General features: G+C 70.8%; 23 protein-coding genes. 3 read left to right on the forward strand and 20 right to left on the reverse strand.

The window, feature by feature from the left end; all coding sequences use genetic code 11:
- Positions 1-27: 27 nt before the first annotated feature.
- The 4 genes from der to IEX89_RS03440 all read right to left on the reverse strand — a co-directional run bounded on the left by der (position 28) and on the right by IEX89_RS03440 (position 4,399).
- Positions 28-1,455 carry a ribosome biogenesis GTPase Der gene (gene der, locus IEX89_RS03425; RefSeq protein ID WP_188909604.1) on the reverse strand — a complete coding sequence of 476 codons (1,428 nt, stop codon included), beginning with the start codon at positions 1,453-1,455 and terminating at the stop codon, positions 28-30.
- A 25-nt stretch (positions 1,456-1,480) separates the two neighbouring features.
- On the reverse strand, positions 1,481-2,140 hold the full coding sequence (locus IEX89_RS03430) for a tetratricopeptide repeat protein (RefSeq protein WP_188909606.1): 660 nt from the start codon (positions 2,138-2,140) through the stop codon (positions 1,481-1,483).
- Positions 2,141-2,244: 104 nt separating this feature from the next.
- The gene (locus IEX89_RS03435) at positions 2,245-3,213 is read right to left on the reverse strand and encodes a hypothetical protein (protein WP_188909607.1); all 969 of its coding nucleotides are present in this window, start codon (positions 3,211-3,213) and stop codon (positions 2,245-2,247) included.
- A gap of 28 nt (positions 3,214-3,241) precedes the next feature.
- Complete coding sequence (locus tag IEX89_RS03440; protein WP_188909610.1) at positions 3,242-4,399, reverse strand: MFS transporter; 1,158 nt, start codon at positions 4,397-4,399, stop codon at positions 3,242-3,244.
- Between the two features lie 266 nt (positions 4,400-4,665).
- Here IEX89_RS03440 and IEX89_RS03445 point away from each other — a divergent pair, with 266 nt between their 5' ends.
- Complete coding sequence (locus IEX89_RS03445) at positions 4,666-5,709, forward strand: hypothetical protein (RefSeq protein ID WP_188909612.1); 1,044 nt, start codon at positions 4,666-4,668, stop codon at positions 5,707-5,709.
- Between the two features lie 27 nt (positions 5,710-5,736).
- Here IEX89_RS03445 and IEX89_RS03450 read toward each other — a convergent pair whose 3' ends face one another.
- The 16 genes from IEX89_RS03450 to gshB form a co-directional block, all read right to left on the reverse strand.
- Positions 5,737-6,768, reverse strand: a complete 1,032-nt coding sequence (locus tag IEX89_RS03450) for a glycosyltransferase family 4 protein (RefSeq protein WP_280513904.1) — start codon at positions 6,766-6,768, stop codon at positions 5,737-5,739.
- Entirely contained in the window at positions 6,768-7,697 is a 930-nt protein-coding gene (locus IEX89_RS03455; RefSeq protein ID WP_188910065.1) for a UDP-2,3-diacylglucosamine diphosphatase, read from the reverse strand. Before IEX89_RS03455 ends, IEX89_RS03450 begins: the two co-directional genes overlap by 1 nt.
- 189 nt (positions 7,698-7,886) lie before the next feature.
- A complete protein-coding gene (locus tag IEX89_RS03460) occupies positions 7,887-8,366 on the reverse strand; it encodes a GNAT family N-acetyltransferase (protein ID WP_188909614.1) in 480 nt (159 codons plus the stop codon).
- A complete protein-coding gene (locus tag IEX89_RS03465) occupies positions 8,363-9,205 on the reverse strand; it encodes an alpha/beta hydrolase (RefSeq protein ID WP_188909616.1) in 843 nt (280 codons plus the stop codon). Before IEX89_RS03465 ends, IEX89_RS03460 begins: the two co-directional genes overlap by 4 nt.
- Positions 9,206-9,278: 73 nt before the next feature.
- Positions 9,279-10,673, reverse strand: a complete 1,395-nt coding sequence (locus tag IEX89_RS03470) for an NAD(P)(+) transhydrogenase (Re/Si-specific) subunit beta (RefSeq protein ID WP_188909617.1) — start codon at positions 10,671-10,673, stop codon at positions 9,279-9,281.
- A gap of 4 nt (positions 10,674-10,677) precedes the next feature.
- Positions 10,678-11,133, reverse strand: a complete 456-nt coding sequence (locus IEX89_RS03475; RefSeq protein WP_188909619.1) for a proton-translocating transhydrogenase family protein — start codon at positions 11,131-11,133, stop codon at positions 10,678-10,680.
- Positions 11,134-11,166: 33 nt separating this feature from the next.
- Positions 11,167-12,309: a Re/Si-specific NAD(P)(+) transhydrogenase subunit alpha gene (locus IEX89_RS03480; protein WP_188909621.1), complete on the reverse strand. Its 1,143-nt coding sequence runs from the start codon at positions 12,307-12,309 to the stop codon at positions 11,167-11,169.
- A gap of 77 nt (positions 12,310-12,386) precedes the next feature.
- On the reverse strand, positions 12,387-12,689 hold the full coding sequence (locus IEX89_RS03485; protein ID WP_373290547.1) for an aa3-type cytochrome c oxidase subunit IV: 303 nt from the start codon (positions 12,687-12,689) through the stop codon (positions 12,387-12,389).
- Positions 12,690-12,799: 110 nt separating this feature from the next.
- Entirely contained in the window at positions 12,800-13,654 is an 855-nt protein-coding gene (locus IEX89_RS03490; RefSeq protein WP_188909623.1) for a beta-keto acid cleavage family enzyme, read from the reverse strand.
- Between the two features lie 108 nt (positions 13,655-13,762).
- Positions 13,763-14,206 carry a gamma-glutamylcyclotransferase family protein gene (locus tag IEX89_RS03495; RefSeq protein ID WP_188909625.1) on the reverse strand — a complete coding sequence of 148 codons (444 nt, stop codon included), beginning with the start codon at positions 14,204-14,206 and terminating at the stop codon, positions 13,763-13,765.
- Positions 14,207-14,222: 16 nt separating this feature from the next.
- Positions 14,223-16,226 carry an acetyl-CoA carboxylase biotin carboxylase subunit gene (locus IEX89_RS03500; protein WP_188909628.1) on the reverse strand — a complete coding sequence of 668 codons (2,004 nt, stop codon included), beginning with the start codon at positions 16,224-16,226 and terminating at the stop codon, positions 14,223-14,225.
- A 124-nt stretch (positions 16,227-16,350) separates the two neighbouring features.
- Positions 16,351-16,836: a hypothetical protein gene (locus tag IEX89_RS03505; RefSeq protein WP_188909630.1), complete on the reverse strand. Its 486-nt coding sequence runs from the start codon at positions 16,834-16,836 to the stop codon at positions 16,351-16,353.
- 336 nt (positions 16,837-17,172) lie between these two features.
- Positions 17,173-17,943: a tRNA pseudouridine(38-40) synthase TruA gene (truA, locus tag IEX89_RS03510; protein WP_188909632.1), complete on the reverse strand. Its 771-nt coding sequence runs from the start codon at positions 17,941-17,943 to the stop codon at positions 17,173-17,175.
- A gap of 4 nt (positions 17,944-17,947) precedes the next feature.
- Positions 17,948-18,892, reverse strand: coding sequence for a methionyl-tRNA formyltransferase (gene fmt / locus IEX89_RS03515; RefSeq protein ID WP_188909634.1), 945 nt, complete (start codon positions 18,890-18,892; stop codon positions 17,948-17,950).
- 19 nt (positions 18,893-18,911) lie between these two features.
- On the reverse strand, positions 18,912-19,472 hold the full coding sequence (def, locus tag IEX89_RS03520) for a peptide deformylase (protein ID WP_188909637.1): 561 nt from the start codon (positions 19,470-19,472) through the stop codon (positions 18,912-18,914).
- A gap of 87 nt (positions 19,473-19,559) precedes the next feature.
- Positions 19,560-20,504, reverse strand: coding sequence for a glutathione synthase (gene gshB / locus IEX89_RS03525; protein WP_188909639.1), 945 nt, complete (start codon positions 20,502-20,504; stop codon positions 19,560-19,562).
- Positions 20,505-20,713: 209 nt separating this feature from the next.
- Here gshB and IEX89_RS03530 point away from each other — a divergent pair, with 209 nt between their 5' ends.
- Together IEX89_RS03530 and IEX89_RS03535 are read left to right on the forward strand one after the other, a co-directional pair.
- The gene (locus IEX89_RS03530; RefSeq protein ID WP_188909641.1) at positions 20,714-21,226 is read left to right on the forward strand and encodes a BA14K family protein; all 513 of its coding nucleotides are present in this window, start codon (positions 20,714-20,716) and stop codon (positions 21,224-21,226) included.
- Between the two features lie 156 nt (positions 21,227-21,382).
- The gene (locus IEX89_RS03535) at positions 21,383-22,255 is read left to right on the forward strand and encodes a branched-chain amino acid aminotransferase (RefSeq protein ID WP_188909643.1); all 873 of its coding nucleotides are present in this window, start codon (positions 21,383-21,385) and stop codon (positions 22,253-22,255) included.
- Positions 22,256-22,541: the final 286 nt, after the last annotated feature.

Below are 22,541 nucleotides of genomic sequence, written 5' to 3' on the forward strand. Positions count from 1 at the left end.
AGGATTTCTATGCAGCAGGCAGGCGGATCAACCCTTGTCGAACGGGTTCTTTCCCACGCGTAGCGAGTAGCGAATCGGCACGCCGGGAAGGTCGAAATTGTCGCGCAGGCTGTTGACCAGGTAGCGCGTGTAGCTCTTGGGCAGGGCGTGGAGCTGGTTTCCGAAGAAGGAGAAATGCGGCGGGCGGGCCTTCACCTGGGTGCAGTAGCGGATCTTGATGCGCCGGCCCGACACCGCCGGCGGCGGGTTGGCGGAGATCGCATCTCCCAGCCAACGATTGAGCTTGGCCGTCGAGATGCGCCGGTTCCAGGTGGCGTAGACCGAGAAAACGGCCTCCATCAGCTTGTCGATGCCGTTGCCGGCGAGCCCCGACAGCGGCACGACGGGGGCGTTCTTCACCTGCGGCAGGAGGCGCGTCGCCTTCTCGCGCAGCTCGCCCAGGAGCTTGGGCTGGTCGGCGACGAGGTCCCACTTGTTGAGCCCGATGACGACGGCGCGGCCCTCGCGCTCCACCAGGTCGACGATGGTGAGGTCCTGCTTCTCGAAGGGGATCGTCGCGTCCAGCAGCACCACGACCACCTCCGCGAAGCGCATGGCGCGAAGCCCGTCCGAGACGGAGAGCTTCTCGAGCTTCTCCTGCACGCGGGCGCGCCGGCGCATGCCGGCGGTGTCGATGAGCTTGACCGACTTGCCGCGCCATTCCCACGGCACGGTGATCGCGTCGCGGGTGATTCCGGCCTCCGGGCCCACCAGCAGGCGGTCCTCCCCGAGCATGCGGTTGATCAGCGTCGACTTGCCCGCGTTCGGCCGCCCGATGATGGCGATCTGCACCGGCTTGCCCACCGGCGTGGCATCCCCGTCCTCGTCGCTCTCCTCGTCCAGCGGGTCGAGCTCGACGGGCGCGGCGCCGCGGGCGAGATCGGCCTCCTCGGGATCCTCGAAGGCGTCGCCCGCCGCCTCGGGAGGCATGTGCGTGACGAGCGCGTCGTAGAGCTCGCCCAGCCCCTCGCCGTGCTCGGCGGAGAAGGCCACGGGCTCGCCGAGCCCCAGCTCCCAGGCGTCGTAGGCGCCCTGCATGCCCTCGCGGCCTTCGGCCTTGTTGGCTAGCAGGATCACGGGCTTGCCCGAGCGGCGCACCAGCTCCGCGAAGGGCTTGTCCGCCGGCAGCACGCCGGTGCGCGCGTCCATGACGAAGACGATGACGTGGGCGTCGCCGATGGCGCGCTCGGTCTGCGCGCGCATGCGCCCGGCCAGGCTGTCGGGGTCGGCCTCCTCGAGGCCGGCGGTGTCCACGATGCGAAAGCGCAGGTCCGCGAGCTTGCCCTCGGCCTCGCGCCGGTCGCGGGTCACGCCGGGGCGATCGTCGACGAGGGCGAGCCTCTTGCCGACGAGACGGTTGAACAGGGTCGACTTGCCCACGTTGGGGCGGCCGACGATGGCGACGACGAGCGACATGATCGGCCCCGCGAGAGCGGGCTCTCTAGTTCGCGCCGCCGAGCGGACCGGCGGCGACGAGGGCGGAATAGATGGCGAGACGCTGGCGCAGGGCGCCGGGCGTCTGGGGATCCACGGCGATCTGGTCGAACCACTCTCCGGCGGCATCGTAATCGCCGCGGTCGAGCGCGGCGAGGCCGAGCTGCTCGCGCGCGGTGTGCCGGAACGCGCCCTCCCCGGCCGCGAGGCTCTGCAGGACGGGGAGCGCCGTGTCCGGCGCGGAATCGATCTGGAGAAGCGCCGCGCGCAGGCGGGCCAGATCGCGCAGGACGGCGGGCGCGGAGGTGTCGGCGGCGATCGCCTCGTAGGCGGCGACGCCCGCGGCGGTATCCGTCTGCGCGGAGAGCGCCGCGAGGCGAAGGCGCGCCAGGATCGCGGTGGCGCCGGGCGCCTCCTCGACGAGCCCGTCGAGCACGGCGCGCGCCTCGTCGGTGCGGCCGTCGGCGGAGAGGCTCGAGGCCTCGTAGAGCGCGAGCGAGGCGGCCTCGGCGCGCTGGGTCTCGCGCGCCTCCCACCACGTGTAGCCGGCGACGCCCACGATCACGACGACGAGCACGCTGACGATCAGCGAGCCGAAGCGCTTCCACAGGGCCGCCATCTGTGCGCGGCGGTATTCCTCGTCGACCTCGCGGGTGAACTGATCCATCGCCTCACGGGCGCGCCCGAGCGCGCCTCCTCGCATCCATGATGAGCGGATGCGCCTATCACACGCCGCCCGGCGTGGCGAGCCTTATCGTGCCCCGACCCGCCTCACGCCGCCGCGGCGGCCAATCGCCGGAGCGGGGGCGCGAGATCCGCGCATTCGCGCACCAGGAAGGCGAGGAGCGCGCGCTCCGCCGGGGAGAGGCCGGGGCGGCGCTCGATGCGGCCGACGAGCCAGGTCAGCTCCTCGTCGTCGACGCGCTCGGGCGTGAGCCCCGAGACGCTCGCCTCGGCGCCCGCCTCCGGCGCGGCGTCGCGGCCGAAGATGCCGAAGGCGTTCGCCGCCATGGAGCCGAAGGTCGCGGCGATTCCCGAGCCGAGCGTCCGGCGCTGGTCGAGCCATTCCTCGCGGCGCATCACCTGCAACCGTGTCGGCGCATGACGTCCTGGCCCGGCGAGGAGGTGGTTGCCGATCGCGCGGGCGAAGAGGTCGGGGAAGCTCGCGTCGTTGGGCGCGTCCGCCGTCTCGTCGGCGATATCGAAGAGCACGTCCGCCTCCGTGCGGGTGACGTGGCCGAAGCCCTCCGAGGAGGCGACGAAGAGGACGCGGCGCAGCGCGTCGACGTCTGCGCGAGTCACGCGGCCGGGCTCGTGGCGCTGGCCCGTGATCGCCTCGCCCTCGCCGGTGAGAACGACGTCCTTGACGAGGTTGAGCGCGAAGCCGGCGAGCCGGTCGGGCACGCTACGGGAGAACTCCATCACCTTCAGCAGCGCCGCGAACTCGGTGGAGAGCGCCGGGCGCCCGTCGAGGCGGGCGATCAGCCAGGCGGCCTCGGCCTCGCCGAGATAGCCGCGCGGCTCGATCTGGTGGACGAGCAGGTCCGCCGCCGCCTCGCAGAAGAAGTCGCGCCATTCGCGGCAGCCGCGCTCGCCCACCGCGCGGGCGAGATCGAACAGCATCTCGCCCTCGGCGAGCGAGATCGCGTCGTCGTCGCCGTAGACGCGGCGGCGCAAGGCGCGCACGCCGTCGGGCGTGAGGGGGAGGTCGGCGAGATCGGTGAAGCCTGCCGCGGCCATGGGAGCGCTCCTGTCTTCGGGCAGGAGCCTACGACGGCGCGCTTACGCTTCCCTTAAGCGCGGCGCGCCGCGAGAGCGCGAGGCAGGCGAGGCCCGCGAGCGGCAGCGGCACCATGGCGAGGAAGACGAGCCCGCCGGCGTGCTCGTAGATCATCCCGCCCGCCACGGTGGCGCAGGCCATGCCGACGGCCTGCGCGGCCGCGAACAGCCCCTGCGCCTTGCCGCGTGCGCCGGGCGGCGCCATCGCGGTGAGGATCGCCATGGCGCCGAGATGCGTCGCGCCGAAGGAGAGGCCGTGCAGGCTCTGCAACGCGAAGGTCGCGAGCGGGCCGGGTTCGAGCGCCAGCCCGCCGAAGCGCACGATCGCGGCGAGCGCGCCGATCACCACGAGCGGCAGGCCTCGCCCGCGCCCGACGAAGCGCCCCGCCACGACGAAGAGCGCCACCTCCGCGACGACGCCGATCGCCCACAGCCAGCCGACCGTCGAGCCCGAGAACCCGATGGCGCGCCAATGGATCGAGCCGAAGGCGTAGACGCCCGCATGGCTCGCCTGCACGCAGGCGGCGCCGACGATGGCCAGCAGCAGCGCCGGCGGCAGGCGCGGGCGCGGGCCCTCGCGCGGGGGGAGGTCGCGCTCGCTGGCCAGCGGCGGGGTCGTCGTGGCGACGAGCGCGCCGAGGAAGCCGGCCGCGACGAGGCCGTAGACGACGAAATCGAGCGGCGCCACCTCGAGCACGTAGCCCATGGCGACCGAGCTCGCGAGGAAGGCGAGCGAGCCGAACACCCGCAGGCGGCCGTAGTCGAGGGCGCGGTTCTCGCGCACGGCGTCGGTGAGGACGAGGTCCGTCGCCGGCACGATGGAGGACTGGGCGAGCGCCGCCAGCACGACGACGCCCGCGATCGCCCAGGCGTTCGGCGCGGCGAGGAGGAGCGCGAAGGCGAGCCCCAGCGCCAGATGCGCGCTCGCGAGCAGCGCGCGCGGCGTGACGCCGCGATCCGTCGTCGCGACGAGCGGCGTCGAGGCGAGGACGCGCACGCACACCGGCAGGGCGACGACGAGGCCGATCGTGGTGGCGTCGAGTCCCCTGCCCTCCAGCCACACCGGCAGGAACGGCGCCTGGATGCCGACGCCGGCGAAGGCGACGGCGCTGAGCGCGCTCAGGCGGAGGCGGAGGGAAGCCTTCATGCGGGTATCGCGTGGCGAGTCGGAGCGACGGGAGATCGACCGGGGCGTGATAGCACGGCCTCGACGGGCGCGACCGCCCGCATTCGAGCGACCGGCATGAGGTTTCGTTCACCGCGAGAGGACGTCGCCCTCCCCACGCGCGACGACGGTAACGCGCTCCTAACTCGCGTCGGTCCATGAATGACCCAAACGAGCGCGCTTGCCGCAACGGACGCTTGGCATGCATGCTCCACCAAGACGATTCGAGCCCTCGAGGTGCGCTGCGCATGAGCTCGTCCAAAGCCCTCACGCCGATCGCCGAGGAAGATTACGAGGCGATCGAGCAGGCCGTGATGGAGACCCAGCGCGGCCGCTGGTTCCTCGCCGAGTACGCGCGGCGCAACCGTAACGCCGACACCACCGTGCTGCTCGGCGCCATCGAGCGGTTGGAGAAGGTCGTCTCCCGCGAGCGGGAGGCCGAGCGCATGGACCGCCTGCGCTTCGACCTCGTCGAGATGGCGCGCGCGATCACCTCGACGAAGCGCGAGATCGCCTCGATCCGCCCGAGCGAGGGCGCGCCCTCCGATCTCAACGTCGCCTCCGAGGCGCTCGACGGGATCGTGCGCACCACGGAGCGTGCCACCTCCGACATCCTCGAATCCGCCGAGCAGGTGCAGGAAGCCGCCTGGACCCTGCGCGAGGACGGGGCGCGCGAGGACCTCTGCGACCAGCTCGACCGCCGCGCGACGGACATCTACACCGCCTGCTCCTTCCAGGACCTCACCGCCCAGCGCACGAAGCGCATCATCGAGACGCTGCGCTTCCTGGAAGGCCGCATCAACGCGATGATGGACATCTGGGGGGCGACGCTCGACGACGAGGAGCCGGGCGACGCCGACGGCGCGCGCCACGAGGGGCTCGGCGCCAAGCTCGAGGTCTTCGACGGGCTCGGCCAGAGCGAGATCGACGACGTCATCGTCGCGAGTCGATTCGGCGCGCCGATGCCGGCGGAGATCGTCGATGCGACCCTGATCGAGGCGGAGCGCGAGGACGACGAAGACGCCGAGGAGGAGGCCGAGGCCGCGTTCGAGATCGACGTGGTCGCCGACCTCGATCCGGCGGAGCCCGCTCTCGCGGACGTCGCGGATCAGGCGGACGTCGCCTTCGTGGAAACGGAGACGACGCTCGACGTCGCGCTCGACATCGAGCCGCTGGAGGAAGACGAGGACCTCGAGCACGAGCCCGACGACGAGCCCGCACTCCTCACGGCGGACGCGTTCGCAGAGATCGACGCCCTTTCCACCCGCGAGAAGCTCGCCCGCTTCAGCTGAGGCGCGAACGACGCCGTTCGGCCGGCCTCACAGCCGATCGAGATCCACGACGGGATCGTCTCCCGCGGCGCTGCGGACGTTACCGAAGAATTGCCGGGCGCTCTCGTGCCAGGTGAAGGTCTCGCCGTAAGCCCTGCAGCGCGCACGGGGAATTTCGAGCGCGGCGAGAGCCGCCTCGCGCAGGTCGCGCGAGAGCACGCCGCAGCCGCTGTCGCCGACGACGTCGAGCGGCCCCGTCACCGGATAGGCCGCGATCGGCAGGCCGGAGGCCAGCGCCTCGAGCAGCACGATGCCGAACGTGTCGGTGAGGCTCGGGAAGACGAAGACGTCCGCCGAGGCGTAGACCTCCGCCAGCGCCTCCCCCGTCCGTGCGCCGAGGAAGCGCGCCTGCGGAAACCGGCGCTCCAGATCGGCCCGCGCCGGGCCGTCGCCGACGATCACCTTCGTGCCGGGAAGGTCTAGCTTCAAAAAGGCTTCGAGGTTCTTCTCCACGGCGACGCGGCCGACATAGAGGAAGATCGGCCCCGGCGCATCGAGGACGCGCGTGTCGCGCGGGCGGAAGAGCGTCGTGTCGACGCCGCGGCCCCAGCGCAGCACGTTGTTGAAGCCGCGCTTGACGAGCTCGGCCTCCAACGAATCCGTCGCCACCATGATGCCGCGCCCCGTATTGTGGAAGCGCCGGATCGCCCGATAGACCCAGCGCTCCGGCACCGGCGCGCGGGCGGAGACGTATTCCGGGAAGCGCGTGTGGTAGCTCGTCGTGTAGGCGAAATCGTTGGCGAGGCAGATCTTGCGCGTGGCGATGCCGATCGGCCCCTCGGTGGCGATGTGGATATGGGTCGGCGCCAGCTCCCGGATCTTGCGCGCCACGGCGCGCGGCCGGGCCAAAGCCAGACGGATCTCGGGATAGGTGGGCATCGGCAGCGAGCGGAAGTCGAGCGGTGTGAGCAGCACGATCTCGGCGTCGAAGGCGGAGGCGTGGGCGATCATCTGCTCGATGGACCGCACCACGCCGTTGATCTGCGGACGCCACGCGTCCGTCGCGACGAGGAGACGCATCAGGCGACGGCTCGCGATCCCGAGCTCACGGGGCCCGGTCTGGCGCTGCCCGGCATGACGGGGCTCGGCATGACGGGGCTGGGATTGGCGTCGCCGAGACGCGCGAGGCGCGCCGCGCGGGCGGCGTCGGGTACGGGGAGCGGCTCGGGCGCCTCGCTCGCGTCGAGCACCGCCATCTCCTCGACCCAGCGCACGAGCTCGAGCCGGCCGTCGTAATGCTCGACGATGGCCGTGCAGCTCTCCACCCAGTCGCCGCAATTGAGGTAGCGCATGCCGTCGATGTCGCGCTCCGCGGCGTGGTGGATGTGGCCGCACACGACGCCCGTGGCGCCCTGGCCGCGGGCCTCCTCGACGAGGAACTCCTCGAACTTGGAGATGAAGTTCACGGCGTTCTTCACCTTGAGCTTGGCCCAGGCGGAGAGCGACCAGTAGGTCAGCCCCAGCCGGCGGCGCACCATGTTCACGTAGGTGTTCGAGACCAGCGCCAGAGAATAGGCCCAGTCGCCCAGATGCGCCAGCCACTTGGCGTGCTTCATCACCATGTCGAACTGGTCGCCGTGGATGACGAGCAGCCGCTCGCCGGCGGCGGTCTCGTGGAGCGCCTTGTCGCAGACCTCGATGCCACCGAAATTGGCGCCGATATAGTCCCGCAGGAACTCGTCGTGGTTGCCCGGCACGTAGATCAGCCGCGCACCCTTGCGCACCTTGCGCAGGAGCTTCTGGACCACGTCGTTGTGGGATTGCGGCCAGAACCAGCCGTTCTTCAGCTTCCACCCGTCGATGATGTCGCCGACGAGATAGATCACGTCCGCATCGTAGCGGCGCAGGAAGCCGAGCAGCAGATCGGCCTGGCAATCGCGCGTGCCGAGGTGGAAATCCGACAGGAACAAGGTCCGGACGCGGATCGATTGATCGTCATCAGTCACTATTCCAGCTCCGCTCCAGCGGGTTTCGCCGACAAGAACCGATTCTCCATTGCACTTTGATGACGCCGGGCGGAAGAACAGCGGGATCGGGGGAATTCCTCCCCGCGCCCGCGCGGTTTCGACGCGCCGGGGCGGTGCCCGGCGCGGTCCGCGCGGCACGATCTCGACTGTACGACCCCGGCGCGTGCCGGCTCAGTCGAGCGACTTGACGAAGATCCGCAGGTAGTCGGAGAAGCCCGCCTTCAGGTAGGCGGCGCAGGCGCCCTCGTTGGCGGCGAGCGCGCCGATCGAGAGCCGCACGAGCCCCGCCTCACGGGTGAGGCGCTCGGCCTCGGCGAGAAGCGCGCGCCCCACGCCGCGCCCGCGCGCGTCCTCGACGACGATCAGGTCGGCCACCATGCCGTAGCGACGCACGTCCTCGCGGACGTAGGGATGCTCCTCGTCGATGACGAAGACGAGGAGGCCCACCGCGATGCCGTCCTCCTCGGCGAGGAGCATGCGGCCCTTGGTCCGCGCCACCCGATCGAGCGCCGCCGCATAGGCCGCCTCGGCGGCTTCGCGGGTGGTGAGCCGGTCGTCGACGAGTGTCGCCTCGAAGGCGTTGAGCTGGTCCACGAGACCGATGCAGGTCTCCCGATCGGCGGGACCGGCGGTGCGGATGGCGAGGGTCACGAGCGGTCCTCCTCCAGCAGCGCCGCCGCGCGGCCCGCTTCCACTGCGTCGAGCAGCGCGCGGACCTCCGCGAGTCCGCCGTTCTCGAGCAGACGCGTGTGGCCCTCGGCCTCGAAACCGCGGAACCGCTTGGGCTCGCCCGCGGCCTCGTAGAGCGCGCGGCCCTGCGCGAAGGGCGTCACGCGGTCCTGGGTGCCGTGCATGACGAGGAGCGGCTCGTCCACGGCGCCGATGCGCGCGGCGCTGTCGAACTGGTCGCGCATGAGGAGGCCGACGGGCACGAAGGGGTAGCGCAGGCGCGCCACGTCCGCCGCGGAGGTGAAGGGCGCGTCGAGCACCACGGCGCCGGCCTCGACCTCGGTGGCCAGCGCCACGGCGACGCCGGTGCCGAGCGATTCGCCGTAGAGCACGATGCGCTCCGCCGGCGCATGACGGGACGCGAAGGCATAGGCCGCGCGGGCATCCTCGATCAGGCCCTCCTCGGTCGGTGAGCCGGTCGAGCCCGAATAGCCGCGATAGGACGTGATCAGCACGCCCCGACCACCCTCGGCGAGCGCCGCCGCGCGGGGCGCGCGCTGGCGGATCGAGCCGGCATTGCCGTGGAAGTAGACGACGAGCGCGCGGCCGGGCTCCGGCGGGCGGAAATAGGCGCGGATGCGCTCGTCGTCGGCGGTCTCGAGCGTCACGTCCTCGAAGCCGGCGAGCCCCGCCTCGGCGGCGCTGGCGACGTTGTCGGGCGCCGGGTAGAGGAGCGAGCGCTGGGCGACGAACAGCACGCCGACGAAGGCGAGATAGGCGCCGCCGGCGAGGACGAGACCACGCGCGAGACGTCCGAGCACGGCGACGACCCTCTCGTCCTCGAGTCGCTCCGGGAACCGGGGAGGGACCGCTCTCCTCGGCTCCCGTCGCGCGTCACATCGACTTGACGATTTCGTCGACCATCTTCTTGGCGTCGCCGAAGAGCATCATCGTGTTGTCGCGGAAGAACAGCTCGTTCTCGACGCCGGCATAGCCCGAGCCCATGCCGCGCTTGAGGAAGAGCACCGTGCCCGCCTTCTCCACGTCGAGGATCGGCATGCCGTAGATGGGCGAGGCCTTGTCCGTCTTCGCGGCGGGGTTCGTCACGTCGTTGGCGCCGATGACGAAGGCCACGTCCGCCTGCGCGAACTCGCCGTTGATGTCCTCGAGCTCGAAGACCTCGTCGTAGGGCACCTGCGCCTCGGCCAGCAGCACGTTCATGTGCCCCGGCATGCGGCCCGCGACCGGGTGGATCGCGTACTTCACCTCCACGCCCTCCTTCTTGAGGAGGTCGGCCATCTCGCGCAGCGTGTGCTGGGCCTGGGCCACCGCCATGCCGTAGCCCGGCACGATGATGACCTTGGACGAGTTCTTCATGATGAAGGCCGCGTCCTCGGCCGAGCCCTGCTTCACCGGCCGGCTCTCGGCCTCGCCGACGGGCCCGCCCGACGTCTCGCCGCCGAAGCCGCCGAGGATGACGGAGACGAAGCTCCGGTTCATCCCCTTGCACATGATGTAGGACAGGATCGCGCCCGACGAGCCGACGAGCGCGCCCGTGATGATGAGCGCGAGGTTGCCCAGCGTGAAGCCGATGCCCGCGGCCGCCCAACCGGAATAGGAGTTGAGCATCGACACGACGACGGGCATGTCCGCGCCGCCGATGGGGATGATCAAGAGGACGCCGAGCGCCAGCGCGATCAGGCAGACGAGCCAGAAGGCGAGCGTCGACTCGGTGGCCATGAACACGCCGAGCAGGATCACGAGGGCGGCGGCGAGCGCGATGTTGATCATGTGCCGGGAGGGCAGCATGATCGGCTTGCCGGACATGCGCCCGTCGAGCTTCAGGAACGCGATGATCGAGCCCGTGAAGGTGATCGCGCCGATGGCGGCGCCGAGCCCCATCTCGAACAGGCTCGCGCCCTTGATCGCGCCCGGCGCGCCGATGGCGAAGGCCTGCGGCGCGTAGAGCGCGGCGGCCGCCACCAGCACGGCGGCGAGGCCGACGAGCGAGTGGAAGGCCGCGACGAGCTGCGGCATGGCCGTCATCGGCACGCGCTTGGCGATCAGCGCGCCGATGCCGCCGCCGATGGCGATGCCGAGGATCACCAGCAGCCAGCCGCCGAGCGCCGGCGGCGACGACACGAGCGTCGTGCCCACGGCGATGGCCATGCCGACCATGCCGTAGATGTTGCCCTGTCGCGACGTCGTCGGGTGCGAGAGGCCGCGCAGCGCCAGGATGAAGAGGACGCCGGAGACGAGGTAGAGCAGGTTCGCGAGATTGTCGCCCATCGCCTCAGCCCTTCTTCTTGTACATGGCGAGCATCCGCGCCGTGACGAGGAAGCCGCCGAAGATGTTCACGGAGGCGAGGACGAGGGCGATGAAGCCGAGCACGGTCGCCCCCCAGGCGGCCCCGGAACTCGCGACGTCCGCCACCTGCACGCCCACGGCGAGGAGCGCGCCCACCACGATCACGGACGAGATCGCGTTCGTCACGGACATCAGCGGCGTATGCAGCGCCGGCGTGACCGACCAGACCACGTAATAGCCGACGAAGATCGCGAGCACGAAGATCGCGAAGCGGAACACGGTGGGATCCACCGCTCCGCCCGTCGCGACGGACACGCCCGTCGCGACCATGTCGGTGGAGATCATGTCGGCATAGGACTGCGCCGCGTTCGCGGCCTCGCGCGCGGCCTCTGCGGCGGCCTGCGCCCGCTCGAGAGCCTGCTCGGGAGTGAGAGTGGCCATGGCTGTCCCCAATCTGTCGCGTCGCGCACGCCGTCAGGCGGCGGGCTGCGCCTGGAAGTTCGGATGGACGATCGCGCCGTCCTTGGTCAGAAGCGTCGCCTTGACGAGCTCGTCGTCCCAGTTCGGCGCCAGAGCCTTCTTCTCCTTGTCGATCATCGTCTCGAGGAAGGCGAGGAGGTTCTTCGCGTAGAGGCTCGACGCCGTCGCCGCGAGGCGGCCCGGGACGTTGAGGTAGCCGACGATCTTCACGCCGCCGTGGTCGGCGATCTCGCCGGGCTCGGAGACCTCGCAATTCCCGCCGCGCTCCACCGCGAGATCGACGACCACGGAGCCGGGCCGCATCGATTCGACCATCGCCTTCGTCACGAGCTTCGGCGCGGGCCGGCCCGGGATCAGGGCGGTCGTGATCACGATGTCCTGCTTGGCGATGTGGGCGGCGACGAGCTCGGCCTGCTTGGCCTTGTATTCCGCCGACATCTCCTTGGCGTAGCCGCCGGCGGTCTCGGCCTGCTTGAACTCCTCGTCCTCCACCGCGACGAACTTCGCGCCGAGCGATTCGACCTGCTCCTTGGCGGCGGGGCGGACGTCGGTGGCAGAGACGACGGCGCCCAGGCGCCGCGCCGTGGCGATGGCCTGGAGGCCGGCGACGCCGGCGCCCATGACGAAGACCTTGGCGGCCGGCACGGTGCCCGCCGCCGTCATCATCATCGGCATGGCGCGGCCGTAGACGGCGGCGCCGTCGATCACGGCGCGGTAGCCCGCGAGGTTCGCCTGGGAGGACAGCACGTCCATCACCTGCGCGCGGGTGATGCGGGGCATCAGCTCCATGGAAAAGGCGGCGAGCTTGCGCTCCGCCATGGCCTGGAGCGCGGCCTCGTTGCCGTAGGGGTCCATTGTCGCGATGACGATGGCGCCCTCCTTGACGGCCGCGAGGCGATCGCCCTCGGGACGGCGCACGAGGAGCACGACGTCGGCGTCTCCCGCCGCCGCGGCGGCGTCCGGCGCGATGGAGGCGCCGGCGGCCTCGAAATCGGCGTCCGGCAGGCCCGATTGCGCGCCCGCGCCCGATTGCACCACCACGGTCGCGCCGAACCCGACGAGCTTCTTGACCGTGTCCGGCGTGGCGGCCACGCGGGCCTCGTTGGCGTCCGTTTCCGTGAGGACGGCGATGCGCATGCCCCTCTCCCCCAAGTTTCGCTGACGTTCGTCGCTTCTGTTCGGGAGGGCGCGACCGTCGCGCCCGCGCGGCGTCCTCAGGCGAGGACGAAGGCCACGATCATCAGGCCGAAGACCACGGCCGGCGCCCGCCAGCCCACCTTCGGGAACAGCGCGCCGATCGCGCCGGCGACCATCGAGGCGACGACGCCGACGATCCCCGTGAACCAGGCTTCCTTCACGCCGCCGAGCGCCAGCGCCATGACCCAGCACCCGACGACGATCGACGTCAGCGTCGTGAAGACGATGAAGCCGTCGTAGGTCTGCTCGTGGGTCTTGCCGTCCATATCGGGGCTGTAGCCTTCGTCCGGCCTACGCTCGCTGTGCACCATGGTCGCCATGTTCCTGGTCATCCTTCCACGCAAACGACCTCGGCTTTAGCCGATGCGGAGGCGGGCCGCAATGCGTGAATGGCGAGCGTTCGCACGGGCATCACGCCTGCGACGTCGCGTCAGCGCCCCTCGATGCCCCACAGCGATCGCAGCGCGATGGCGTCGCCCAGCGTCAGCCCCGCGGCCGAGAGCGCGCGGGCCTGCGCGGCGACGACGGCGGCGTTGTCCTGCGCCGGCGAGCCGTCCGGCAGCGCGAGATTGTTCTCGAAGCCGCAGCGGACGTGCCCGCCGAGCAACCCCGCCAGCACGCCGCAGCCCGCCTCGCGCGGGCCGAAGGCGCAGACCATGAAGTCCCGGTACACGTCCGCGCAGCTCTCGATCATCGGCACGAGATCGGCCGGCCGCGCCTGCGTCGGCGGGTCGTAGCGCCCGCCCACGAACAGGACGGAGACCTGCCGCCCGTCCACCACGCGCGCGTGCGCCCAACGTGCGAGGCGGTCGGCGTCGGTGCGGTCGTAGGCGATGATCTGCGGCGCGATGCGCTCGTCCTCGCAGAAGGCGAGGAGGTCGGAGAGGCGCTTGGCGTCCGATTCGTTGGGCGCGATCTCGCGCAGGGCCACGGAGACGGCCTCGGGCTTCACCGCCTTGACCACGGCCACCTGCTCGTCGGGCGCGTACATGCCGATGGATTCGGTGGTGATCTGCACCACCATGCGAGGGCCCACCGCGTCGCGCACGGCGGCGATGGCCTCGCGGTAGCGGCCGGGATCGAGGCTGTGGCGCCCCTGCGCGTCGCGCACGTGCAGATGGATCATGGCCGCGCCGGCGCTCTGCGCCTCGCGCGCGACCTGGGCGCATTCCTCGGCGGTGATGGGGAGAGCGGGATGCTGGGCCTTCGTGCGCCGGCCGCCATTGGGAGCGACGGCGATGAAGGTCGGCGGATAGAGCCGTCCGCGTTGCTCGATGTCGCTCATGAAGCCTCCCGCATCCGTGTTTTTCCCGATTATGCGCGAAGCGGCGCCGCTCCGATAGGGCCGGCCGTGACGTTTCTCAGGATTTGTCCGCACAGAAGGGTGAGCAGGTCACCCACGTCGCCCAGGCGCGACGTCCGGGTGGAGCGCGCGGAGCGTCGCGATCCAGGCCGGCGGCAGAGCCGCCGCCTCGGCGGCCGCGACCACGGCTTCGAGGTAGCCCGGCGGCGGCGTGCCGCCCTCCCCCGCGCGCCCGACATAGACGATGGCGCGGCGCGCGCCCGCCTCGGTCACCACCGGCTGGACGACCTTGGAATAGAGGCCCGTGTGGACGCTCTCGTACCGATCGAGCGCGGCGACGTCGCGCAGCGCGAGATCCCAGAGCACGCCCCACACGGCGCCCCGCGGCGCGCGGGCGACGTTCGCCCAGCCCTCGCGCATGATCACGATGCGGTGGCGCATCAGGCGCGCTGGGCCGATGGGGCGCGAGGACGGGCAGCGCGCGGCCATCTGGGCGCGGTCCATGTTGGACCCGTAGGCGAAGTAGAGCGGCATGCGTTCGCCGATGCGCTCAGGCGAACTCGAGGATGACGGCGTCCACCGCCAGGCTGTCGCCCTCCTTGGCGTGCAACGCCTTGACCGTGCCGTCGCGCTCGGCGCGCAGCACGTTCTCCATCTTCATCGCCTCGACGATGGCGAGCGGCTCGCCCGCCTTCACCTCCTGGCCGACGGCCGCCATGAGCGCCTTGACGAGCCCCGGCATCGGGCACAGCAGCTGCTTGGAGGTGTCCGCGACCTTCTTCTCGGGCATCAGCTCGACGAACCGCGCCTCGGCCGCGGTGAAGGCCTTGGCGGCGGCGGAGGCGCCCTGGTGCTGCATGAAGACGCCGTTGACGATGGGGCGCACCTGCACGGCGATGGCGACGTCTCCCACGGTCCCTTCCCAGACCGGCCGGCCGGGGCGCCAGCCGCTCGCGACCGGATAGGACGCCCCGTCGGAAAAGCCGATGACGACCACGCCGTCGCGCCCCTCGTCGACGGTGACGTCGAAGCGCTGCTTGTCGAGCATGACGACGCGCTCGCGGGAGACGTGGAGCGTGCGGCCCATCATCTGGCCGGTCAGCGTGCGCTTGCGCTTGGCCTCGAGGTAGTCGATCCACGCCGCCACCGCCGCCATGCGCGTGGCCACGGCGCCGTCGGGCGCGGGCGCCACGAAGCCGTCGGGGAATTCCTCGGCGATGAAGGCCGTGGACAGCCGCCCCTCGCGCCAGCGCGGGTTCTGCATGATGGCGGTGAGGAAGGGAATGTTGTGGCGGATGCCGTCGATGGCGAAGGCGTCGAGCGCCCGCGCCTGGGCGTCGATCGCCGCCTCGCGGGTGGGGGCGTGGGTCACGAGCTTGGCGATCATCGGATCGTAATAGATCGAGATCTCGCCGCCCGCCTCGACGCCGGTGTCGTTGCGCACGGTGATCCCGTCGACGCTCCCCTCCTCCGGCGGACGGTAGATCGTCAGGCGGCCCGTGGAGGGCAGGAAGTTGCGCGTCGGGTCCTCGGCGTAGATGCGGCTCTCGATGGACCAGCCGTCGAGCTTCACGTCGTCCTGCGCGTAACGGAGCGTCTCGCCCGCCGCGACGCGGATCATCTCCTCGACGAGGTCGATGCCGGTGATCATCTCGGTGACCGGGTGCTCGACCTGGAGGCGGGTGTTCATCTCGAGGAAGTAGAAGGACTTGTCCTGCCCGGCCACGAACTCCACCGTGCCGGCCGAATCGTAGCCCACGGCCTTCGCGAGCGCGACCGCCTGCTCGCCCATGAGCCGGCGCGTCTCGGCATCGAGCAGCGGCGAGGGCGCCTCCTCGACGACCTTCTGGTTGCGGCGCTGGATGGAGCATTCGCGCTCGGACACCCAGATGCAATTGCCGTGCTTGTCGCCGAGCACCTGGATCTCGATGTGGCGCGGCTGGGTGATGAACTTCTCGACGAAGACGCGATCGTCGCCGAAGGAGCTCGCCGCCTCCGATTTCGCCCGCGCGAAGCCCTCCGCCACCTCGTCCTTGGAATGGGCGATGCGCATGCCCTTGCCGCCGCCGCCGGCGGAGGCCTTGAGCATCACGGGAAAGCCGATCTCCTCGGCGATGGCGACCGCGTGCTCGGGGCTCTCGATCACGCCGAGGAAGCCCGGCACCGTCGACACCTTAGCCGCCGCCGCCGCCTTCTTCGATTCGATCTTGTCGCCCATGGCGGCGATGGCGCCGGGATTGGGGCCGATGAAGACGATGCCCGCTTCCGCCAGCGCCTTGGGGAAGGCCTCGCGCTCGGAGAGGAAGCCGTAGCCCGGATGCACCGCCTGCGCGCCCGTGCGCTTGCAGGCCTCGACGATCTTCTCGATGACGAGATAGCTCTCCGCCGCAGCGGCGGGGCCGATGTGCACCGCCTCGTCCGCCATGTCGACGTGGACCGCGTCGCGATCGGCGTCGGAATAGACGGCGACCGTCTTGATGCCCATGCGCCGCGCCGTCTTGATCACGCGGCAGGCGATCTCGCCGCGATTGGCGATGAGGATCTTGTCGAACATGAACGCGGGCCCCGCTGATCGGCGATGAGACGCCTCAGCTTCTAGCGACCCGCGGCGGGTCTCGTCCACGCCCTCTTTCGACTGAGACGCGATCCGCCCGCCCTTCGGATGCCGCGAGGGCGCCTCAGGCGGCGCGGCTCGCGTTGCGCACCGCGTCCTTGATGCATTGCGGCGTCTCGGGCGCGTCGAGCACGTCGCGCATGCGCATGACGCCACCGCGCATAACGAAGACGAGGAGCGTCTCGTCCACGCGCTGGGCCTCGCGCACCATCTGCGCCACGGCGCGGCGCGCGTTCTCGGTGGGCCCGCCGCAGGCGTTCACCGCCGTGACGAGCCAGCGTGCGAGGCTCTGGTCGACGAAGCCGGTGGGGCGCGCGCCCCAGACGACGAAGTCGACGAGAAGGGATGCGAACAGCTCCGACCAGGCCTGCGCCGCCGCCTCGTCCGGCCGCTTCACCGCGCGATCGAGCGCGATGAGGACGTCGGCCTCCTCGCGGGTCGAGATGCCGGTCTCGAGGGCGAATTCACGCAGCCGCGCCACGTCCTCGAGGGTCATCACCTTGTTTTCGCAAACATTGTCCGCGAATTCGCGCAAAGCTTGATCGATCATGTTCGACGCCTCCCCGGTCTTTTCGCGTGCGACCGGTGTGTTGTTTCGTGCGAGGACTGTGATCGATTCCCGTGTTCGGAGTGTTAAGCCGAAACCGTCAACACGCGTTCAGGTTAAAGGCTCGTGGGCGGGCATGGTTTCGAGGACGTTGCCGGGTGGGAGCATGTTCGAGCACGACGCGGCTCCCCTCTCCCTCGCGGAGAGGGGTCGGGGGTGTGGGGCGCACAGAAAAAGGCTCGCCGTCGATGCCGTCCGAGGAGCCCCTGGCGAACCGTCCGAGAGCCTCCGACGCCCCACACCCTCTCCACCAGGGAGAGGGGAGACCCTCGGCGACCTTTATTCCACCTCGGGAGGAACGTCCGACCCCTCCGCGTAATCCACGCCGACGAAATACAGCCCGTGCGGCGGGGCCAGCGCGCCGCAGCGGGTGCGGTCGCGGGCGGCCAGGGCGGCGGCGACGTCTTCGGTGGTCCAGCGGCCGATGCCGGCGAGGACGATCGTGCCGACCATGGAGCGCACCTGGTTGTGCAGGAAGGAGCGGGAGGAGGCGCGCACCTGCACCTCGTCGCCCCGGCGCTCCACGCAGAGCCGCTCCAGCGTCTTCCAGGGGGTGCGGCCCTGGCACTGGCTCGCGCGGAAGGTCGTGAAGTCGTGGTGCCCGACGAGGGTGTCGGCCGCCTCCTGCATGCGCGCGACGTCGATGGGCTGGCGCACGTGCCAAACGCGCTCGCGGTCGAAGGTGGGCGGGGCCATGCGGTTGAGGATGCGGTAGGTGTAGTGGCGCTTGCGGGCGGAGAGGCGCGCGTGGAACGCCTCGGTCACCGGCTGGGCCGAGACCACCGCCACCGCCTCGTCGCGCATGTGGGCGTTGGCCGCGTCGCGGATCGTGTCGGTGCGATAGGCGCGCTCGAGGTCGACGTGCACGACCTGATGCGTGGCGTGCACCCCGGCATCCGTGCGCCCGGCGCAATGGAGCCGCACGGGGTGCCCGCAGAAGCCGGTGATGGCCCGCTCCACCACCTCCTGAACGGAGCGGGCGTTGTCCTGGAACTGCCAGCCGGAATAGGGCGTGCCGTCGTACTCGACGACGAGCTTGTAGCGGGGCATCGCCTCAGGCGCCGCTGCTGCCGAGCACAGTGCCGGGCTCGAGCCGCGCGCCGCGCAGCCAGTCGCCCGCCGGCATCGCGGCCTTGCCCTGGCGCTGGACGGTGAGGAGGCGCACCGCGCCCTCCGCGCAGGCGACGATCCCGTCGGCCGAGAGCAGCGTGCCCGGCGCGCCGTCACCCTCCGCGAGCTCGGTCTGGAGGAGCTTCACGCGCTCGGGGCCGCGGCCGAGATCGGCCATGAAGAAGGCGCCCGGGAAGGGCGAGAGGCCGCGCACCTGGTCGTGCACCCGGCGCGCCGGCAGGGTCCAGGCGATCTCGGCGTCGCCGTTCGTGATCTTGGCGGCGTAGGTGACGCCCTCGTCGGGCTGGGGCGTGAAGGCGAGCGAGCCCCGCGAGAGCGCGGCCAGCGCCCGCGCCATCAGGTCGGCGCCGAGGATGGAGAGGCGGTCGTGCAGCTCGCCGGCATTCGTGTCGGGGCCGATCGCGACCTTCTCGACCATGGCGACGGGCCCGGTGTCGAGGCCGGCCTCCATGCGCATGACGGCGATGCCGGTCTCGGCGTCGCCGGCCATGATCGAGCGCTGGATCGGGGCCGCGCCGCGCCAGCGCGGCAGCAGCGAGGCGTGGAGGTTGAGGCAGCCCATGTCCGGCGCGTCGAGGATCGCCTGCGGCAGGATCATGCCGTAGGCCACGACGACCGCGACGTCCGCCCCGTGCGAGCGGAAGATCTCGGCGGCCTCCTCGGTCCGCAGCGATTTCGGCGTGAAGACCGGGATGCCGAAGCCCTCGGCCATCTTGTGGACGGGAGAGGGCCGCTCCGCCATGCCGCGCCCGGCGGGCGCGGGCGCGCGGGTGTAGCAAGCGACGACCTCGTGCCCCTGGCCGACGATCTCGGAGAGGGTGGGCACCGCGAAATCGGGCGTGCCCATGAAGACGACGCGCAAGCTCATGAGGTCGGGCCCGATCCGGTCACGCCGTCTCCGACTCGCGTCGTGCGGCCTTGGAGAACTTCTTCACCACGCGGTCGCGCTTGAGGCGCGAGAGGTAGTCGATGAACAGCTTGCCGTCGAGGTGATCCACCTCGTGCTGGATGCAGGTGGCGAGGAGCCCCTCCGCCTCGCGCTCCACCACGGAGCCGTCGAGCGCCTGCCAGCGCACGCGGATGCGTGCGGGGCGCTCCACCTCCTCGGTGTAGTCCGGGATGGAGAGGCAGCCCTCCTCGTAGACCCGCGTCTCCTCCGAGCGCCAGAGGATCTCCGGGTTGACGAGCACCATCGGGTCCGCCTCGTATTTCGGCACTTCCTCGCCGTCCTCGTCGAGCTCCGTCTCGCCTTCGATCTCGCGGCCGATGTCGACCGTGACGACACGCTTGGGCACGCCGATCTGGATCGCCGCGAGCCCGATGCCGCGGGCGGCGTACATCGCCTCGAGCATCTCCTCGCCGAGCGCCTTCACGGCGTCGTCGATGGCGGCGACGGGCTCGGAGACGAGGCGCAGGCGCGGGTCGGGAAGCTTGACGATCTTGCTCACGGGGTCGGACTCGTGGAGTGCGGGACGATGTCGAGATAAGGGCCGGCGCCGCGCGGGTCAACGGCGGGCGAGCCGACCGCCGCTCCCTCAGCCGCGCTTGGCCTCGATCGCGTCCCACACGTCCACGGCGACGTCCGGCCCGCCGAGCTTCTTCACCGCGCGCACGCCGGTCGGCGAGGTGACGTTGATCTCGGTGAGGAGCCCGTCGATGACGTCGATGCCCACAAGCACGAGGCCCATGCGCTTCAGGTGCGGCCCGATCGTCTCGCAGATCTCGCGCTCCTTGTCGGTGAGCTGCGTCGCAACGGCCCCTCCCCCGCGCACCATGTTGGAGCGGATGTCGCCCGCCGCCGGCACCCGGTTGATCGCGCCGCGCGCCTCGCCGTCGACGAGGAGGATGCGCTTGTCGCCCTCGGTGATGCGGGGCAGGAACTTCTGGATCACCCAGGGCTCGCGGAAGGTCACCGAGAACAGGTCGAAGAGCGAGCCGAAATTGGGGTCATCCGGCATCAGCCGAACGACGGCGGCGCCGCCGTGGCCGTGCAGCGGCTTCATCACCACCGCGCCGTGCTCGCGCCGGAAGTCCTGGATCTCCTCCTTGTCGCGGGAGATCAGGGTGGGCGGCATCAGATGCGGGAATTCGGTGACGAAGATCTTCTCGGGCGCGTTGCGCACGTGCGCGGGATCGTTGATCACGAGCACCTTCGGGTGCACGCGCTCGAGCAGATGCGAAGCCGTGATGTAGGCGAGGTCGAAGGGCGGGTCCTGGCGCATCAGCACCACGTCGACCTCGTCCGCGAGCACGATCCGGCGCGGCGTGCCGAGCGTCGCGTGCGCGCCCTCCACGTCCTGGACCGTCAGATCCTGCGCCCTCGCCACCACCGCGCCGTCGCGCATGGAGAGCCGATCGGGCGTCCAGTAGACGAGCGCGTGCCCGCGCTTCTTCGCCTCGAGCAGGAGGGCGAAGGTGGTGTCGCCTGCGATCTTGATGTGCTCGATGGGGTCCATCTGGACGGCGACGGTGAGGGGCATGGGATCTCGTCCTCGTGTTCGACGGCGCGGACCATAGCGGCGGCGCGCGCGCACGGGAAGCGGGCCGGCGCGCGCGGCGCGCGGAACGGGCATGTGCCCCGGACGGTTGCCGGCTTGGGGAGCGCGGGCATCGCTGCTATGCTCCCGCCACCAGAACGCGCGCCGCCGGCGGGGGCGAGGCTCGCGCGCCCAAGAAGAGGCGTCAGACGATGCGAAACCTCCTCCTCACCCTCATCGCGGCGGCGACGCTCGGGCTCGTCGCGATCGGCGGGGCCGCGCCGGCCGCCGCCGACGGGCGCGGCGTCTACTACGCGAGCCCGAATTACGACGGCGGGCACCCCGGCATCTCCTTCCACGTCGAGGCCGGGCGCGCGCCCGTCTATTACGACCGGCGCCGCTATTACGATGGCTACGACTACCGCCCGGCGCCGGTGCGCCCGCGTACCGTGTATCGCTACCGCTACCCGCGCGACGCCTACCCGCCCTATTACGGCCGCCGGCACGACAACGGCGCCGCGGTGGCGGCGGGGATCATCGGGCTCGCGACCGGTGCGATCCTGGGGCAGGCGCTCGCCGCACCGCCTCCGGTCGTGCGCGCGCCGCGGGTGCGCTACGATGCGGACGCGATCGCCTATTGCGCGCGCAAGTACCGCTCGTTCGACCCGCACAGCTTCACGTTCCTGGGCTACGACGGGCGCCGGCACTATTGCCGCATTCCGTGATTCATCAGCGGCGTTGACGGAACTCATCAGGCATCGTCATCGCCCCTTCGCGCTTTTCCGAGTTGACGCGGCGCGGGTCGCGGGCTTCGATCGGACAGCAGCACTGACCGATCTCGCGGCCCGCGACGCCGCGGCGACGCACCCCTGGAGGCCGCCTTGGCGACGTTCTCGCGCACCTGGACCTGGTTCGACGGCGATTGGCACGAGGGCAATCCCGGCATCATGGGGCCGCGCACCCATGCCGCCTGGCTCGCCTCCATGGTGTTCGACGGCGCCCGGATCTTCGAGGGCACCGCGCCGGATCTCGATCGCCACGCGGCGCGCGTGAACGAATCGGCCCGGAAGATGGGGCTCAACCCGACGAAGACGCCGGACGAGATCGTCGGCCTCACCCACGAGGGCGCCAAGCGCTTCGACGGCGCGACGCCGCTCTACGTGAAGCCGATGTACTGGGGCGAGGGCGAGGGTGCCGGCGCGATCCTGCCGGACCCCGACGACATCGGCTTCTGCCTGTGCCTGTTCGAGGCGCCCATGGCGCCCCCCGGCAAGGGCGTGCGGCTGACGAAGAGCCGCTTCCGCCGCCCCTCGCTCGAGACGATGCCGACGGACGCCAAGGCCGGCTGCCTCTATCCCAACAACGCCCGCGCGCTACGCGAGGCGCTGGGCCGTGGCTTCGACAACGCGCTCGTGCTCGACATGCTGGGCAACGTCGCCGAGACGGCGACGTCCAACATCTTCATGGTCCGTGGCGGCGAGGTGCTCACGCCGGTTCCCAACGGCACCTTCCTCAACGGAATCACCCGCCAGCGCACCATCGACCTCCTGGGCCGCACCGGCGCGAGCGTGCGCGAATGCGCGCTCACCTACGAGGACTTCCTCGCCGCCGACGAGATCTTCATGTCGGGCAATTATTCCAAGATCACGCCGGTGGTGAAGATCGACGATCGCGAGCTGCAGCCGGGCCCTGTGGCCCGCCGGGCGCGGGAGCTCTACTGGGAATTCGCGCACGACACGTCACGCGCGGCCTGATCCACGCCCCTCATCGAGACGCTTTCGCGGCGCTCCGGGACATCCCGGGGCGCCGTTCTCGTTGGCGTGCCGGGAACTCGAGGGCGATCGTGCGAACGCCACGCGGACAACCTTTGTTGCTTCGCATTTGAGAGACCCAGAGGAACAACCGATTTCCGCCGCATTTGTTTCAAGGTCTCGACATTTTTCCCGGAGCACGCATCATGCGTCGCAGCCTTCCCTTCCTGGCGGCCGCCTTCACGGCGCTGTCGCCCTTGCCGAGCCCAGCGCAGGAAACGCCCGACCT

It is taken from the genome of Salinarimonas ramus (assembly GCF_014645695.1).
Lineage (GTDB): Bacteria > Pseudomonadota > Alphaproteobacteria > Rhizobiales > Beijerinckiaceae > Salinarimonas > Salinarimonas ramus.